The sequence below is a fragment of the Halorubrum alkaliphilum genome, assembly GCF_017873815.1.
GTDB classification, from domain to species: Archaea; Halobacteriota; Halobacteria; order Halobacteriales; family Haloferacaceae; genus Halorubrum; species Halorubrum alkaliphilum.
This window is the reverse complement of record NZ_JAGGKQ010000027.1, coordinates 1-15,827: the sequence shown is the minus strand read 5'-3', so window position 1 is coordinate 15,827 and position 15,827 is coordinate 1. Positions and strand designations below refer to the sequence as shown.

20 protein-coding genes are annotated in these 15,827 nt (G+C 58.5%); 1 reads left to right on the top strand and 19 read right to left on the bottom strand.

The window, feature by feature from the left end:
• Nucleotides 1-288 precede the first annotated feature (288 nt).
• A complete protein-coding gene (locus tag J2751_RS13250; protein WP_209486696.1) occupies nt 289-1,590 on the top strand; it encodes a site-specific recombinase in 1,302 nt (433 codons plus the stop codon).
• Nucleotides 1,591-1,786: 196 nt separating this feature from the next.
• On the opposite strand, the gene J2751_RS13245 is transcribed toward J2751_RS13250, so the two are convergent.
• The 19 genes from J2751_RS13245 to J2751_RS13155 all read right to left on the bottom strand — a co-directional run bounded on the left by J2751_RS13245 (nt 1,787) and on the right by J2751_RS13155 (nt 15,550).
• On the bottom strand, nt 1,787-2,830 hold the full coding sequence (locus J2751_RS13245) for a restriction endonuclease (protein ID WP_209486694.1): 1,044 nt from the start codon (nt 2,828-2,830) through the stop codon (nt 1,787-1,789).
• Nucleotides 2,827-3,510 (bottom strand): hypothetical protein, encoded by a 684-nt coding sequence (locus J2751_RS15615; protein ID WP_245202797.1) that lies wholly within the window; start codon nt 3,508-3,510, stop codon nt 2,827-2,829. The genes J2751_RS13245 and J2751_RS15615 overlap by 4 nt, the downstream gene beginning before the upstream one ends.
• Nucleotides 3,507-3,851: a DUF7344 domain-containing protein gene (locus tag J2751_RS13235; RefSeq protein ID WP_209486731.1), complete on the bottom strand. Its 345-nt coding sequence runs from the start codon at nt 3,849-3,851 to the stop codon at nt 3,507-3,509. Before J2751_RS13235 ends, J2751_RS15615 begins: the two co-directional genes overlap by 4 nt.
• A 482-nt stretch (nt 3,852-4,333) precedes the next feature.
• Complete coding sequence (locus tag J2751_RS13230) at nt 4,334-5,605, bottom strand: hypothetical protein (RefSeq protein ID WP_209486692.1); 1,272 nt, start codon at nt 5,603-5,605, stop codon at nt 4,334-4,336.
• Between the two features lie 330 nt (nt 5,606-5,935).
• A complete protein-coding gene (locus J2751_RS13225; protein WP_209486690.1) occupies nt 5,936-6,277 on the bottom strand; it encodes a hypothetical protein in 342 nt (113 codons plus the stop codon).
• 70 nt (nt 6,278-6,347) lie between these two features.
• Nucleotides 6,348-6,707, bottom strand: coding sequence for a hypothetical protein (locus tag J2751_RS13220; protein WP_209486688.1), 360 nt, complete (start codon nt 6,705-6,707; stop codon nt 6,348-6,350).
• A gap of 286 nt (nt 6,708-6,993) precedes the next feature.
• Nucleotides 6,994-8,217 (bottom strand): RNA-guided endonuclease InsQ/TnpB family protein, encoded by a 1,224-nt coding sequence (locus J2751_RS13215; protein ID WP_209486687.1) that lies wholly within the window; start codon nt 8,215-8,217, stop codon nt 6,994-6,996.
• Nucleotides 8,190-8,657, bottom strand: a complete 468-nt coding sequence (locus J2751_RS13210; RefSeq protein ID WP_209486686.1) for a hypothetical protein — start codon at nt 8,655-8,657, stop codon at nt 8,190-8,192. The genes J2751_RS13215 and J2751_RS13210 overlap by 28 nt, the downstream gene beginning before the upstream one ends.
• A 40-nt stretch (nt 8,658-8,697) precedes the next feature.
• Complete coding sequence (locus tag J2751_RS13205) at nt 8,698-9,624, bottom strand: hypothetical protein (RefSeq protein ID WP_209486685.1); 927 nt, start codon at nt 9,622-9,624, stop codon at nt 8,698-8,700.
• Between the two features lie 25 nt (nt 9,625-9,649).
• The gene (locus J2751_RS13200) at nt 9,650-9,985 is read right to left on the bottom strand and encodes a hypothetical protein (RefSeq protein ID WP_209486684.1); all 336 of its coding nucleotides are present in this window, start codon (nt 9,983-9,985) and stop codon (nt 9,650-9,652) included.
• A gap of 42 nt (nt 9,986-10,027) precedes the next feature.
• Nucleotides 10,028-10,420, bottom strand: a complete 393-nt coding sequence (locus J2751_RS13195; protein ID WP_209486683.1) for a hypothetical protein — start codon at nt 10,418-10,420, stop codon at nt 10,028-10,030.
• Complete coding sequence (locus tag J2751_RS13190) at nt 10,417-10,851, bottom strand: helix-turn-helix domain-containing protein (RefSeq protein WP_209486681.1); 435 nt, start codon at nt 10,849-10,851, stop codon at nt 10,417-10,419. Before J2751_RS13190 ends, J2751_RS13195 begins: the two co-directional genes overlap by 4 nt.
• A gap of 94 nt (nt 10,852-10,945) precedes the next feature.
• Nucleotides 10,946-12,076 (bottom strand): hypothetical protein, encoded by a 1,131-nt coding sequence (locus J2751_RS13185; protein ID WP_209486679.1) that lies wholly within the window; start codon nt 12,074-12,076, stop codon nt 10,946-10,948.
• 47 nt (nt 12,077-12,123) lie between these two features.
• Nucleotides 12,124-12,534 carry a hypothetical protein gene (locus J2751_RS13180; RefSeq protein ID WP_209486678.1) on the bottom strand — a complete coding sequence of 137 codons (411 nt, stop codon included), beginning with the start codon at nt 12,532-12,534 and terminating at the stop codon, nt 12,124-12,126.
• A gap of 48 nt (nt 12,535-12,582) precedes the next feature.
• Nucleotides 12,583-12,924, bottom strand: coding sequence for a hypothetical protein (locus tag J2751_RS13175; RefSeq protein WP_209486677.1), 342 nt, complete (start codon nt 12,922-12,924; stop codon nt 12,583-12,585).
• A 119-nt stretch (nt 12,925-13,043) separates the two neighbouring features.
• Nucleotides 13,044-13,577, bottom strand: a complete 534-nt coding sequence (locus J2751_RS13170; RefSeq protein WP_209486676.1) for a hypothetical protein — start codon at nt 13,575-13,577, stop codon at nt 13,044-13,046.
• On the bottom strand, nt 13,574-14,236 hold the full coding sequence (locus tag J2751_RS13165; protein ID WP_209486675.1) for a hypothetical protein: 663 nt from the start codon (nt 14,234-14,236) through the stop codon (nt 13,574-13,576). Before J2751_RS13165 ends, J2751_RS13170 begins: the two co-directional genes overlap by 4 nt.
• Before the next feature lie 30 nt (nt 14,237-14,266).
• Nucleotides 14,267-15,157 (bottom strand): restriction endonuclease, encoded by an 891-nt coding sequence (locus tag J2751_RS13160; RefSeq protein WP_209486674.1) that lies wholly within the window; start codon nt 15,155-15,157, stop codon nt 14,267-14,269.
• A gap of 153 nt (nt 15,158-15,310) precedes the next feature.
• A complete protein-coding gene (locus tag J2751_RS13155) occupies nt 15,311-15,550 on the bottom strand; it encodes a hypothetical protein (protein WP_209486672.1) in 240 nt (79 codons plus the stop codon).
• Between the last annotated feature and the right edge of the window lie 277 nt (nt 15,551-15,827).

The following is a 15,827-nucleotide window of genomic DNA, read 5'->3' as shown; positions in this document are numbered from 1 at the left end:
TCTAATTGCATATAGCAACATGGGATATACTACCTACCTCATAGAGAGTAAACGCTCTCTTGCGGCTGAAATCAGGCGATTAGCGCTCACAACCACAGCTATTCGGGATTATACTTTACCGTGTCTTAGCTGAGTAAGACAGAGTAAGTTCTTAGTGGCCCCCACCCGTGGCCCCAACCGAGGCAGAATCAGAATCATGGCCGACGCTTCCGCCGACGCCCGCTCCAGCCCGATCGTCGCTGCTGGAGCGGCGTTCCGACATCACAACCCCCACACCTCGGTGGTCCAATGACGGGTCGCCGCTCCGTCGAGACGCCGATCGAGGACACGTTCACGAAATACCTCACGGACAAGGGGAAAGGTGATGCCGGCGAGGAGGGCGCGTACCGAACGGACGCTGAGCGCGAACTCCAGCGATTCCGACGCTGGTGTCTCGGCAAGACGGCCGACCAGGCGAACGCCTCGCCGCCGGAGTCGTGGGCTGGCGTCGTCGACGGCGACACCGTCCAATTCGCGGACCTCGACACAACGGTCTTCTCGGACTACGCAAGATATCTCTCGACCGCGGGATACGCGGCCGGCACGGTGCTCACCTACTACGCGCACGTTGCGTCGTGGTGTGGGTGGGCGCACGCCCAGGGCTATCTCCCACGGCACTACGCCCGAGAATCGGACGCCGAAGACCCACTCCCCGAGAACGACGGCCGACGCCCAGGCGACCAGCAGGCGTGGGAGCCGATCCACCGCGATCTGATCACGCAGTTCGTCGACCGGCGGGTCTCTGAAGCGTTCGACGAACTCGGTGCGATCGAAGTTCCCCACACTGATCGCGGTGACCCTGAGAGTAAGCTGTGGCAGGCCAAACAGCAGGCACGATTCGAGGCGTACCAACGGTGCCGTGAGCAGGCGCTCGTGTACGTCGTCGCCTACACCGGCCTGCGTGGCTCGGAGTTCCTTTCCGCGCCGAAAGAGGACCGCGAGGGCCGCAACGGAATCCGCTGGCGTGACGTGTCGTTCGCGGACAGCAGTGTCACCGTGTTCCGGAAGAGTCGCGAGTGGAAGGAAGCCTCACTCCCAGAGCCCGTCATCACGCCGCTGAAGCGATACGCGGAGGTGCTGGACGTACCGGAGTCGTGGCCGGTGTTTACGACGCTCCATCGGCCGTCGCTCGCCTCACACGTCACCAAGGGGCTCGCCAACGCCGGTCTCGACGATGATGAGATTGAACGCGTTCGGGCAGGTACTCCCGACCTGATCGTCGCCGCCGACCACCACCTCGACGCGCCGAAGCCGCTCACCACGGACGGCGCACGTTCGATCATGGAGCGGCTCTGGAACAACGATGCGATCACGAAGCGTCGCGACGAACTGGAGCTCTCACTCGATGGCGATTACCTCGAACTCCACGGCGGCCGGCGGGGCGTTGGTGAGGTCCTCGTTCGACAGTTCGGCTACGCCGCTGCAGCCCGATATCTCGACAATAGTGAGGAACAGGTCCGCGAGGCCTACCAGCACATCGAGGCGGCTGAGCGCGCCGACATGGCGACAGAGGCGTTTTCACAGACAGACCAGCGAGTCAGTGACCAGTAAAGATCTGTCGAGGTCAACGACGAATGATGGCCGTATCCTCTGCGGTCAGTGCGTCAGAAAGCGATCATCCAGAGAACTGGTACCGGTTTTCGACGGACGTGACGAAGTCGAAATCCTTGACGAGTTGAACTGCGTCCCCGTAGCCATGCTGTGAGAGGGCGCGCTCAATCCCGCGGAACGCGGGCAAGTCAGGGAGTCAGTGTCCAGCAGCTGGATGAGTATCGTCGTCTCGGTCCGTATCGATCGGTTCGTAGTCGTAGTCCATCCCCACGGGAGAAAAGCCAGGAACGTAGCTGAACCGTTTGCCAGGCTCTCCGTAGAACATCACGGGGAGAGTGCCCCGATAGTCACGAACGTTGTTCTGTGGAGGCCACTCGTTGAGTTCAGCCGATGGCTTGTACACTTGGGGCGCAGGAAGCGCACCACGTTCAAGATCCCGTAGATCGAGGACTCGGACTTCGAACTGACGGGCGAGCTCCTCAGCCCGAGCTGTGATATCGGTCGTATGACAGAGGACCGGCATGGCCCGGCAGGCAAACGCGATCGTACACAGCCGGAAGATCGTCGACGGCGTGATCGTGTCGCTCGTCCAGTCTTTACACTGAGCGACAATCCAATCAGTCGGCTGCTGTTGTTTTGGCTTCCGGTTGGCGACGACGTCGACCTCGAGACCGAACAGGTGCTGGCGCGTCTCTGCTTGATACCCCCACCGCATCAACGCCCGCTGGAGTTGATACTCAAGCCATCGCCCATCGCCAACCCCACGCCCAGCCACGTCTGCATAGACTGATCGGTGACTGGAGAGTTTCTCAAGCAGCGTGGAGTTATCCGTCGACCCCTCAGAAAGTGCATCCTGAAGAATGACGATGTGGTCTCGAATCGTTTCGAGTGTTTGCTCGATCGAATACTCTTGTGAGGAGTGGTCGTACCCCTGAATAGAGAGATCCTCAAGCAGCCGATCGAGACGTAGTTTGATGTGATACAGTGCCTGAGCAGGGTCGTCCCACGTCACCACCTCATGATCGCCTTGGGACGGGCGATGCTCTGTATCCGCAAGCTGTCGACGGATCGCTTTGAGCGCGTAAAGCGCGAGGAACAACCGCCGCCGTGTGGTGACAGCTTGGACGGTCGTAAGTGTCTCCTCGTCTGAGAGAGCGTCCCGGAGCGTCTCGATCGCGTCGATAAGCTGGGTGAGTCCACGATCGAATCCCGGTGGAAGCGAGAGTGTTTCGTCCGTCATTGAGAGAGCGGGCTGGGAGTGAAGTCATGGCGAGTCAGTGCGGTTTCTGAAAGCGGTAGGAGCGTTGGCTGTCCATGAGTGCGAAGGTGGTGGTAGAACTCGTCTGTCGTCGCAGGATACCACTGTGGGCTATCCCGCTCCCGGTAGCGGAGCTCGCCGTCGACGGAGACGACTACACCCTGCTCGGTGGTGGCCGTCTTCGCGAACACGAGCGCAGGCGGATCTGGACGCGTCCAGCTGTCACGGATCCACTCAACCATCGTTCCGAGCGGTGTCGGGTCGACGGGATCAGGGTACCGGGTGGCTGCTGGCGCGCGGATCGCGACGTTGTCGAGGCGGTCACTCCCACAGGTACGCCACTCAGCGCCAGTCCACTCCCATTCGCGACGGGTCCACGTCTCGCCGCTACTGTCGGGCTCGAACCGGAGGCGGCGAGGCGGAGCACTCGGTGGGTCCCACTGGAGGAGACACGTCCCGTCATCAGCGAGCGTGGCGTCCTCAGTTCGGCGACGATACGCGAACAGTGCGGCGTCGATCTGTGCCCGTGCCCGCCGTAGTGTGGAGAGTGGGTCATCCCCCGCCATGGAAGGGGTCTCAGAGTCGTGGACCGCCTCGAACAGCCGGTGGAAACTCGTGTCGATGTCTCTGAGCGTCTCCAGTTCTGGCTGATACTCGGTCATTGGGACTCCTCCGAATCTGGCTTGTAACACGCAGTCTGGAGTCGGCGGATGTGTTCGGCGAGGGGTTCGGTCGCGTCTGTCGGAGAGACGGACTTCGATCGGTCATCAAACGCGATTGCGCCGCACTCATCGAGCGTCTCGAGACGCGATTGGGTCAGCGAGATGTAGACTGAGGTGCGTTCGTTGCTCCTGATTTTACTGGGGTCAATCGCATTCTCGATGGCGGCGATTTCGACGGCCAGATCACCTGCGGTAGTTGCTCCATGCGACTGTGAGAGTGAGAGCAAGACGCGCCGGCGACGACTGTTTGCGATTGCGTTGAACGCACGGTCTGGATCCATCGGGATGGCGAACGAGGTCGGATCGTCGGTGGCTTCGGTCACTTAGACCGACCCCACGATGATTGTTCGACCGGCATTTCGCTGGCGACGGTTCGGCGGGATTTGAGAACTGGGCTGTACAACGCGGTGTGTCAGTGGGTCAGTGTCGAGTGAGGCACTCTGGGAACCAGAGTTATCACTCCTGACCCTGTTTGGGTTGGTTGCTGTCATTGGATTGCAACACGACTCCTCCGGCGTCTCAGCGCCGGAGGGTTCCGTCAGGAATCGTGCGTGAGTTGAAGAGAGTCGGTTGTGACTTTTATATGAGTGTCACAAACTGTGAGTTGGTCATTTCGCCTTTTGAGCGGCTCTGCAGCTGGAATTAGCTTCTGTTCTTAATTGTCTCTTAAATTACGCCTCACCTCCACCGGTGGTTAAAAAATAATTCTCCCGGAGCATTGAATCTCAGACACAAATGACGAGAGAATCAGAACAACACTAAACTAGAAGCAGGTCGATGTTGCTGGCCTTCTCCCATTCATACCCGAGCAGTTTTCGGGGACGTTGATCGGGGCTTCGTCTTTCTTCGTGATGACGGCGTCTTCACGCTCTATGAGCGTGAGTGTGTAGTTCGTCCCCTTGGGAGCGCCCGCGATTTCGATGAGTGTGTCGGCGTCCTGCTCTGGGGCTGTCTCTTTCCGGTATCGGATGTAGAACTCGTTTCCGTATCGGACCCCCGGTGACTTGTCGAGGTCCCACCCCGGTGGCGTCTCAAGTAGTCGCCTGTCGTACGCCGGGTAGGTGACCCCAGCCGGGCTGTGTTGTCGCATCCACCCGACCGCTTTCTCGCGTAGTTCCGTAGCTGGCGTTTCTGATTGGACTTTTGAATCGAACCTATCCGGAATCATTGCGGCGTCGGCCCCCGAGACACGACTGTCGTACACTTTCAGGAACGAATACTCGTCGTAGGTGTGGTGGAGTTCGACTCTGCGTTCCGGGCCGATCTCGCTTCGCCAGACCTCACGAGCGAGTGAGGCGTGGGGATCGTATTTCCAGCCGTTGAGTTCCATCGGCACACCGGGACAGTAGTCCCACGCCTGATCGAACGGCGTCTCTGCGCGCGGTACGATATCGATTCCGCCCGGTTCCCAAGCGAGGTACGGGTCGTCGGCGTCCTCTGTTGATTTCTCGAAGTAGAACTGCTTGAGGTGAGCACTCCCCTGTGTGTGCCAACGGCCTTGCAGTATCCGCAGTAGCTCCGAGGTCTCCATGGTCGTCGTAGTCCACTCGTACCGGGCAGGCTGGTGGAGTACGACGTCGAATACGTTCTCGGTATCATGGGCCGCCCAGATCGCGTAGTCCCAGTTCCAACTCGATGGGTGATCGACTGGCCCCTCGCCGTCTGTTGCGTGAAGCACGACTTCCGAGTCGTAGAGCGGTTCGATATGTTCGCGTTCGGGTTGTTTCTCGTGCCAGGGTTCCGCTGTCGTGGTTTGCCCGAAACTCCCCAGTCCGACTTGGTCCTTGAACAGCGTCTCGGGGGTGATGCTCTTCTCGAAGTCCTCGTGAGCGTCTATTCGCACCGTTTTGCGCGATACTGGTGGGTTGTCTCCGGGGACTGCTCGTGGGTTCTCGATCCCGGCTTTGAGCCGGTCGATTGCCTCCTGTTTGGAGTCTGCTTCCCAGTACTGTGCGTCGGTGAAGCGGGCTCTGAGAATGGCCCAACAGCCATCGCGGAACGGCGGTCGTATCGAGATTGTCCACGGTGAGCTCATCGTTTTCAGTGGGTCGGCCGGCGCATCAACCAGGTTGCCCTGTCGAACATGTCTTCGCGACACCCGCGAGTCTGTTCGCCATTCGGCTTCATCAAGACGTACGAGCCGTTTGGGATTGCCTCCTTGACGACCCGGAGCGTGCCCTCAGTGGGGTGGGTCCAAATAGCAATCTCTCGCCGGGGGATGTCCGGCGTGCCACACCCACCGATGGTGTGTGCTTCGACTTGCCAGCGGCCCGGCGGGTCGCCGTTGAGGGGGTCGAATCGGTCCCAATCTCCGGGGTAGGGGCCGCCCCGGCCGTATTGAGTGGATTTGGCTGCGGACATGGATCTACTTGTCATCCGACCGGACTTCCCACGGGTCGTCGTGGACTCGCACCTCGTACTCGGTGAGGTCCTCTCGGAGATAGTCCATCGGGTAGTAGGTGTACCGTTCGTCGTCGAGAACCCACACGACAATGCCGTGGTCGTCCATCTCCAGTACGTACCGGAATTCGACGGCGATGTCTTCGCCCACCGTGTTCTGTCGCTCGATCACGTCACCCACGTTAATCGTTATTTCCGTCTCCCCGTTGGATTCCTGTAGTGGGTTGAATCGGACGTTGCCGGGCTTGGGGAGTTCGTGTTCGTCGTACGCTTCTTGCAGGTGCTCGGCTTCGGTGGTTTCTTGCATGGTTTCTTTTTGAAGTCTTCTTCTCCGCTACCCCTTTCGGGAGGTACAAACCCTCTCCTTGGCCAGGATGTTAATTCGTCGCGACCGCCGCGTCCGCTTCTTCGCTGTCGAAGGACTGCTCGCTATCGAGGTGGACGTTGATCAGCTCTTCGAGTGATCGAAGCGCGACCGCTTCCAGAATCGAATCAGCGTATTCTGCGTCACGAGCCCGCCGGTACGTTTCGAATTCGTCGGCACACAGCTTGTGGGCACTTCGAATGTCTCGCAGCACGTTGAGCGTGTCGCGGTCGCCTTCGTCCATCCGGACCAACGACTCGTTCTGGTGGGCGATCTCGTGGGCAGCGCCCACTCGCGAGATGTCTTCGTCGCGCTCGTAGTAGTTGGTTGCTTCGTCCAAAATCTCTTTGAGGTACACTGGGATACTTTCCATCCTTCAACCTACTTTCGGGGGGTACAAACTCTCACGGTGGGGTCACGCGAAATCTAGGTCGCCGGCAGAAGTGTCGAAGCCATCTAGCGACACCTGGTCGTCGCTCGCGGTCGTGGGTCGTTCGTGTTCCTCGTCGAGTGTCTGTGCCGCGTCGATGAGTTTCTTCTTTGTTGGGTTCTCGATAGCGGGAACGTGGGAGTGCCCTCTCTCCAGTGTCGTCTCGCGGTAGTTCCAGATATCACCTACACCCGGCGTAAACGCCGGGGTTTGTCAATGAACTCCCGGTCTACCCGCGTGATACGGTGGGCGTGAAATCGCCGCTCCCATTCACTGTTCCTGACTTCAGGGCAAGGTGATTGGTTGCCCCTCCGGAACCAGACTTACGCCGATTCCGGAGATACCGCGCTGCTATGTTTCGCGCCGCGTTGTAGTCGCTGTGTAGCTCTTTGCCGCACTTCTGACACACAAACTCATCGCCGTCGCGGTTATCCTCATGTGTGAACCCACACTCGGTATGACTACACTGCTGGCTTGTGTAGGCTGGATTCACCACTTCAACAGTGATTCCTTCAGCTTTCGCCTTGTAGGTTATCTTCCGCGATAGCTCTCGAAACGCCCACTGCTGGAACTTTGAGAGATTCGATACCGCTTCTCGGATATTCTCTAAGTCTTCCAGTACAATCGTCTTACACCCGTTGGCGACAGCCTCAGTAACTACCTCTTTCGACACATTGTGTAGATAGTTCTCGCTCCAATTGGCGAAGCGATCACCAATCGACTGGATTGTGAGATGGGCTGATCGCGTTCCGGTCTGTTGTAGGTTGCCGCGTCGGCGTTCGTATTCACGGCGTTTGTGGTTCAACAGGTCTGCGTTACCGATGAACGCACCGGAGCTGGTCACAGCGAGATACCCGTCCACGTTGCGATCTACGCCAAGGACTGTTCGGCCCTCGGCTTCTTCCTGCGTGTCGTCACGTTCCTGCTTGACTGAGACGTGGAGGTAGTAGGTATCTGTCTGCTGGTCGTATCGGAGCTTCGCCCCCTGTTTGTCCCATTCGTCTGATTCCATGTACTCAGCCTGAATGGAATCGTCTGGATAGACGTATTCGGCTTTTACACGACCACTGCCGTAGGCGGCAAGCGTACAATACCCATCAAAATAGCTGATTGCACTGGTATTGTAAACGGTCGTGTTCGACGTGAACACCGGCTTGGAAACTTTCTCACTCTCTTTCATGCGATCAACGACGCCACGAAGTGCATGGGCGGCATGGTTGACCGCAGCAACACAGAGGTCAGAGTGCAATCCGGTTTCGTCTCGGATGTCGTCGTAGAGGTATGGTTGAAGCTGGGAGCGAGAGGTAATCACGTACCCGTCGTTGTTGCCCTCCCATCCTCGATCAGCGAACCGCTGGGCGGCGTTCCTGAAGGTATCCATTGTTTCCTTCAGGTCGTCCCGGCGGTCGTTGGGAACGGAGAGTTTCACGACAGCGGTACGTTGAAGCTCCATCTACACATCACATGTGGTGCTATGTATTTATATAAATTGGGGAGTTGGTTAGCATAGTGTTTTGCGGTTGGGTGTTGCTCATGGCGCGATTCCCGCCCGCCGTGAACGGCGGGACTCCCTCGCTGTATTAGGTGGGGGCCGAAGGTCGTGGCTCCGTCGTGGTCGGCGTACGTCTCTTTGTCCACCACTTGGATATCGAGTGGATTCCCGATATCGGTGATGATCCCACGGAGTAGGACGTCCGACAGACTGTGTTTGTCACCGATAACAGCGTCTGCGATCGCGTAGAGATGTGTCTCGACGAGCCGTTCCGCAGATGGTGTCCCCGAGCCGACGAGGTAAAACCGGTTGATCTGCGTGTGTGGAGTGAATTGGTCAGCGTGGTATCCTTCGTGGCGAACGTGGAGCGTGAACGAGGTCTCATCGGTGTCGTCTGTCATAGGATTCTGGTGTTTTGGGTCGTGTGTCTTCGCGGTGTCTTCACGAGAATGTCGACTGACGTTCGACTCCTGTGGCGTCCGGCTTCGGCGTTTCCGGTGCGAGGTCTGGGATGCTCGACTCGGCGAGTGCGGCCGCCACCCGGTCGTCGTCGATCAAGTCGCTCGTGAGCAGACTCAACTCGCCAGCGAGTTGGACCAACGGACACGAGTCGGCTGTGAGATTCTCCGCGCCTTTCGCTGAGAGATACGATGTCGATTCGGTGGTTGCGAGCCCTGCTGCGTCGTGGGGGAGCGTCACGGAGTTGATGAGCCCGCTGTGGTTGCGAACGATTCGGATGAGGTCGACACTCACATGGGGGGCGTGGATGTTTACATTGACGCCACCCTCGAGGACGCTCTCGATCGTCATGAGGATCTCTTTGAACTGTTCGTAACTCTGTGTTCGCGAGGAGAGCCCACGGATGGCGAAGTCGGTCGGGTTGTTGATCGACTTCAGCCCGCTGGGTCTGTCGGTTTCGTACAGGAGATGCTTGATACACGCTCCGGTCATTTCGAACGGCGGGACGACCGGGATGATGAGCGTCGGCTCTGTCTGGAAATCGTAGTTGGAGTACAGCCGAACCGCGTCCGCGATCGCGTCTCTCGCCGTCCCAGTGTAACTCGCCGGGAGCACCTCGTCGACATGAGCGTTGTTGGCCGTCTCGAAGAGGTCCAACGGGAAGTTGCTTCCCGGTGGTCGATTGTCGACGAGTCGGAGTGTCTGTGTCCGGCGGCGCGTTCGTTCGACTGCCTTTGGTAGTTCACACGCCTGTTCGAGAGTGACCGACCGGTATGGCCAATAGTCGCCCGCCAGATCCGACACGTAGCGAGAGTCATCGAGTTTCGGAACGAACACGTCGATATCCGAACGCGACGCGATGCGGGTTCGGTCGTCGTCGTCTGCGATGTGCTGTGAAAGGCTGTTCATGATGGGGGTGTCGCTGAGCCGTGGCTCACCGGATTTCGGATTCGTCGATCGTGGATGCCCAGAAGCCGGGGTTCACCGCGTATTCGGTGTCGTCGACGACGAATTTCTGCGGGAGTGCGGTGATCTCGAGTGTCGAACCGATGTGGCTGGTCACCATCCACGTGAGTTCGTTGGCGACCTTCGCGTCGAGATATACGGAGCCGTGTTCGACGGTGAAAAACTCTACTGGGAGTCCCCAATACAGATCTGTCTCGGAGTCGATTTGACTTTCGAACAACGCCGGCTCGAGGATGCCCTCGATGCGGCCCTCCGTTCGGGTTCGCGTTCTGACGCCGAGTTCTTCTTTCTCTTTTGTCTCCATCTCACCTCCTCTCGGAGGCTACAAACCCCTCCCGATCGCGGGTTAGTATCGGGATTTGAGGTTAAGTGTGAAAGTAATCTCTCCGATCACTTTTTCGACGAATTCTGACTTGAGCCGACCCTGCCATGGGTCCGTGATTGCGTCATAGTTTGGCGGTGCTTGGATGTTTGAAACCTTCGGGCTGTGGATGGAGAGTGGAAGAATATACGACTCTTCTGGTGTTCTCCCCACATCCCAGTATCTGTCGGGGAGTGGGTGGCTGATGAGATGGGAAGTGGTGGTGATCGCCACTCCGATGAATTGCTGGTCTTCGAATGGGTATGTGTCTGTGGAGATCACGGCGAACATTCGGCTGACGTCGCTACCGAGTTTGAACGGATCGACAGTCCAGACAACGTCTCCTACTTCGTATTCGACGCCCCGTTGTCTCCTCATCGGTCTGTGCTATTCCCCTCGTCGAGATCGAGGTGGATAGTAGATTCATCTTTAGTGTCAAGGGTGCTTGGATGTGGCTGATCCGGTTGTGCATCGCTCCACTCTTTCGCTTCCTGTTCACTCTCGATGGTCGGCCCAAATGACTCGTTAAGAGCTGAGAGCGCATTTGAGAACCGGATTGCCTCAATGATCTGTTCGCGGTTGTTCGTGATCGCCCAGTGGTTCTTGCGATGGCGGACGAGACCGCGCTCCTTCAGTCGGCTCAGATTTGTTCCGACGGTGTTTGGGTCGCGGTCGATCTTGTCTGCGATCTCACTGCGCTTCCATGCTTGGTCCCGATTTTCGAGAAGGAACTTCACGATGGCTTCGCTGGTGGAGAGTTCGCTGTCTTCGTCCCCCGCGGCCTCGAACTCTTCTATGTCCATTGTCATGGTTCCTCGTTGTGACTACGACTGTAAAAGTGTACTGCCGTGCTGTGTGCTGTGTGCTATTGTGCTTGTTCGCGCCAGCGTTCGTCAACTGCTCTCAGGTGGATCCGAGGGCCGCGTTCGCTCCACCGCCGAACGTCTCCTGATCGAGATGGTCAGTCAACTTGTCCCGGAAGTCCTCGAGCAACTCCGTGTCGATCTGGTCGTCGCTGCTGGAGGCCACCAGCTGATCGAACGAAGTGTATCGCTCCTTGAGCAGTTCCCACTCGAAGTTCGGGTTCGCTTCGAGGATGTTCTTCTCGAGACGCTTGTGGTATTTCTCGAACTGGTCCCACCGGACTCGCACGTCCTCGTCGGTCGTCATTGTCGGTGAGAGCATCCGAGCGATGTCCATCAGTTCTGCCGACATCAGCTGAGCACAGGTGCTTGCACTGTCGGTCCCCTGGGCGGTCCCAACGTAGATCGGAATGCGCGAGGTCCCGGCGATACGGCCGGAGGTGGCGTGGTGTTGCGGCGTGGAAAAGTCGACCGACTGGAGTAACGCCGGATCATCCCGCAGGGCTTCGATGAGCACGCGAGAGGAGCCCACACCGAAAGCGTGGACGGACGGCTCATACCCTGCGACCTCACGGAAGCCTCGGATACACGCGACTTGCTCGTGGAGCGTGAGGTTCTTCATCCCGCCGAGTGCGAAGTGGCCGCGCTTCGCCTGTCGCGGGTAGTGCTCTGCCAGATACGCAAAGTGGAGCGCATGGTTTGGCTGGAGGGGGACGATAACCGTCGCCGGGAAGGTGGTCTCGTCGACGTAATCGAGGAAGGCATCGACCTTCTCTGCGGTCTCTTCGATCGCCGTTCGCATCGCCACATTGGGCGTGTTCACCGTGTCGTTGGGAATGATATAGTCGGCCCGTCGCTCGTAGGCGGCGTCGACGAGCTCCTTGATGTCCGGCCCCGAGATTGGGGCGTCTCGCGACGGCTCACTCTGTGACGTGCTTTCGCCCACAAAATCGCCCAGCGTGGCGTTGACCGGGGTGTCCGTGTTGGTCTCCGGCTCGTTAAACCCGGAGTCGATGATGTACTTTGAGGAGCTGCGCCGGACGGTGGGGATCGACTCATCGAACGGTTGGAGCCGACACGGCCAGAACATCCGGCCGTTGCCCCCCGACAGGTAGATGTCGACGACGGCGCTCCGATTCGCCAAGATTCGCTGTTTAACGTCTTCTTGCATTATTCTTATCTCTCACTCCTACCCACCTTCGGAGTCTAGAAACACCCTCAAGCTGTCTGCGGGACGGCGCGACCCTGTGGCTGCTGGATTCGTTCGTGGTCTTCGATCAGCGTCTCGATGTCGGTTTTCAGGCTCCAGGTCAGACAGCGGGACATCGTATCGTAGCCGGTGGCGAACTTTCGGGGCCATTGAAAATCGTGGAGCATCGACTTGACCTCGTCGGGGAATCGCGGACTCGATATCGAGACGGTGATGACACCGTCGTCGTCGATATCGAGGTTCGCGCCGCCGATATCACAGTCGATCGTTTCCAGACGTTTGCTGAGCGCCGTGAGTGCCGCTTCTTTCCGCTTGATCGTGTCTCGCTTTTCGCGATACTGCTGGGCGAGTGCCTCGGCGTCGTCGAAGTACAGTCCGGTGTCGGTGCTGCTGGTCGTTGGTGCGCTATCGGAATTCATGGTGTCGGTGGGTGTGGTTGTTCGAACTCTTCTCCTCTCGCGTGAGTTTCACGTCGGCTGCGGCAACTCAACGTCTACGACGAATCCGTACCCAGTTGCTTCGCCGTCGATGAGGACTTCGAACTGGTCTTCGATCCAGTCTTCCATGTCTACATCGAGCGGCACGTCGAGGTCTCGTCGCGAAGCGACCCACTCGCCAACGTTGTCCATCCACCACCGGACCAACGTCGTGTCCTCCATCTCTTGGAGTTCGGAAATGTAATGGCTCAACTCGCTGGTAGTGTATGAATTAGCCATCTCCAACTCCAATTTCCACCGGGCGATGTCGCGTTGGATGTGTCGGCGCTGGGCGCTGTTCAGCCCACCGTTCGGGATCATCTCTGAATACATCTCTTCACTTCTCACGGAGATTACAAATTCTATTTGTTTCGACGGATATTTTGTTCTACACCCGCTACGATTGTTTGTCAGAGGCCGCGACAACGGGCCTGCCCCGTTTCTTGGCTCTCTCAGAACAAGGTCGCTTGCGTCTCCGTCGCTTCGCACATCGCATCCGGATCTGGCGCGTACAGGAACTGGCTGGTCAAGATTACCGGGCCGTCGATCGATTGTTTCACCTGCCGCTCGCTTGAGCCACCGTCTCCGTAGGTCCGGTCGCGCCGGATTGCTTTGAGGTACTTCGCCTCGATATCTTCGACCGGTCGGCGCTTGAGTGCGTCCCTGTGGGTGCTGTTCGCGAACGCGGCGATCGCGGTCTGCTGTTGGTCAGTCAGTTCGTCAGTACTGAGGCTCGGCTCGATGAACACCGCGTTGTGGGTCCCCGACTCGCGCCACGCTCTCGCTTGTGGTGGGTAGTCCCAGAGTTCGATCGCGGTCCCGTCTGCGAAAATCGTTGCGTACGCCGCGCTGTGGAGGTGGATGTTCTCGCCACAGACCTGACAGACGACGGCGTTGAGCCCGATAAGTCTCGAATCGACTGGCTCGCACCCACAGAACGGGCAGGTGCTGCTCGTGTGGAGCAGTTCCCTGTAGGATTCGTTCATCCGTCGGTGTCTCGCATCTCCGCCATCTCGTCTTCGTAGACCGCCGCGGTCGCCTCGAAGAGCTCGTCCCAATTCGGCGTGTTGGAGAACACCGCTTCGAGTTGCGTTTCGAGCTGGGCCGTTGTCTGGACGGGTTCGACGAACGGGACGTACTCGTACGTCCAGACGCTGGACTCGTCGGTGGAGATCCACGTACTGTGCTCGCCGCTGGCGATCGCGTCGGCCTCGGTCGCGACGATGGGAATGCCATCGAGCGTGTCGTTGGTCGCATACCGCTCGACTCGATCTTCGTAGAACCGGCGCTTGCCGAAGTCGAGAAGGACGATGCCGGTGGGAGAGAGCGCGCACGGCTTTCCGATACCGCCTGCGGTGAGCTCGAACAGATCGTGGTTGCCTTCGAACCACGGGACTGGCTCTTCGAACAGCGGGACGAGCGCCGGCTCCACGCGGTGTCCGTCGATTTCGATTCCCTCGGTGAACTGTGTGGTGGTGATATCGAGCGGCTCGATCAGGCCGACGCCGTCTCCGACCAGCGTGACGACCTCGCCGTCGACCTCCGCGATCAAGACGTTATCGCGACCGTGTTCGCTTGCGAGTTGACTGTGCCGGTTCTCGATGTACTGCGAGTACTGATTCTCTTCGGTGTCTATGAACGCCATCTTTCACTCAAACCGGGAGATAGAAACTCTCTATCGGTTGCCGACTGCGACATCGATGTCGGCATCACCGAACGCCGATCCGAAGACGCCGTTCAAAATCCGCATTCCGATCTCGACCGTTCGATGGGGGTCAATCGGCCCCTCGCCCTTGTCGTAGATTTTCCATTCGTTTGGCCTGTCCCCGAGCAAGAATCGCATCCCGAGGTCGTTGGCGATATACTTGAGCCGGTCAAGTTGTTCGTCATCGAGCCCGTCGAGATAGTGGATGTTTCGTCGTTCTTCGAGGTTGTTCTGGTAGGACTGGCCGTGGTGAACCGTGTACGCCAGTGTCTCGTCGACGGTGGCGGTGAGTTTCATATCCTCACTTGAGGAGATTGTCATCCCGTTGAATTCTTCGACCATCGCCCAATTGCGTGAGCCCTCGTACGTTTCGACGGAGGTGTCGATATCGTCGTGAAACGCCGACTCCGACTCGGCGTCGGGATCGATATAGTCGGAGATGATCTCCGAGAGGTCCCACTCGACGATCATCTGTGTGAGCTTCTCTCCGTCGACAATCCGGAGATTGTGTTCGGCCGCCTTCTCGCGAGCGGGCTGGGTGAGATTGCTGGTCGTCACAAGCGCGACGACATCGGCGTCGACGTCACGGTCCGGGCTCTTGTCCAGATAGAGGCTGCTGTACTGCTGGACATGCTTGAGGCGGATCTTGTTGTCCTTGGCGTACCGTTTGGCTTGGATGAGTTGCTTTTGGTCGAACGGGAGGTCCTTTCTGGCGATCACGTCGATGCCGCCGTCTCTGGATTGATCTGTGACGGTGGTGTCCCATCCTCTGTACTTCCAGATGTCTGCGATCAACTTCTCGAATTCGTACTCGTCGAGCGCCCGTAATTGCGTGAGGAGTTCGCTACGCGGGACGTTCATTGTGTGTTGGGATGCGACAGGGGTGTTTTAGACCTTTCTTGTAGGTGGTGGGCGGTTGCGGTTTCGACAGCTCAATAACTGCCATCTTCTACTCCGGAAACAGCCAGTGGTACTAGTTGATAGCACTACACAATCAAAGATACCACCCGGCTGTCAGTCGTGGCCAGGACGCCATGAACAGTCGTGGAGCCGGATTCGTTTTGGGAGTCCGACGCAGCCACACAGCGGGCACTCAACCAGCGGTGTGGGCGGGAGATCACGACAGTGTCGTATCGCTGCCTCCAGATGGTCACGGACTGCGGCCAACTCACATCGCGTCAGCGCCTGGACGAGATGCATCTCGAGGGCTTCCCGTGCTGTCGTACCTCCGTTGGGGAGCTCGTCTCCAGTCATTGTAGTCCTCGGAACGAGACCAGGGAGTGATCGAGGTGTCGATGCGTGCGGTTGGCTATGCGTCGCCACTGGTGGGTTGGGGTTAGCAGGTACACAAGAGATCCGAGGTGGGCCAGGCTGGCCTCACCATGTCATCATGGCGGCCACGCCAGTTACTCCCACCTCACTTCATTCGGGAGCTAGTACGTGTTTACCCCGAGGTCTCGACAGCCGGCACAGCGTGAGCCCGTGAGATAACCTCATTATTGCTGACGACTCGACGAAGTTCTTCGTATGG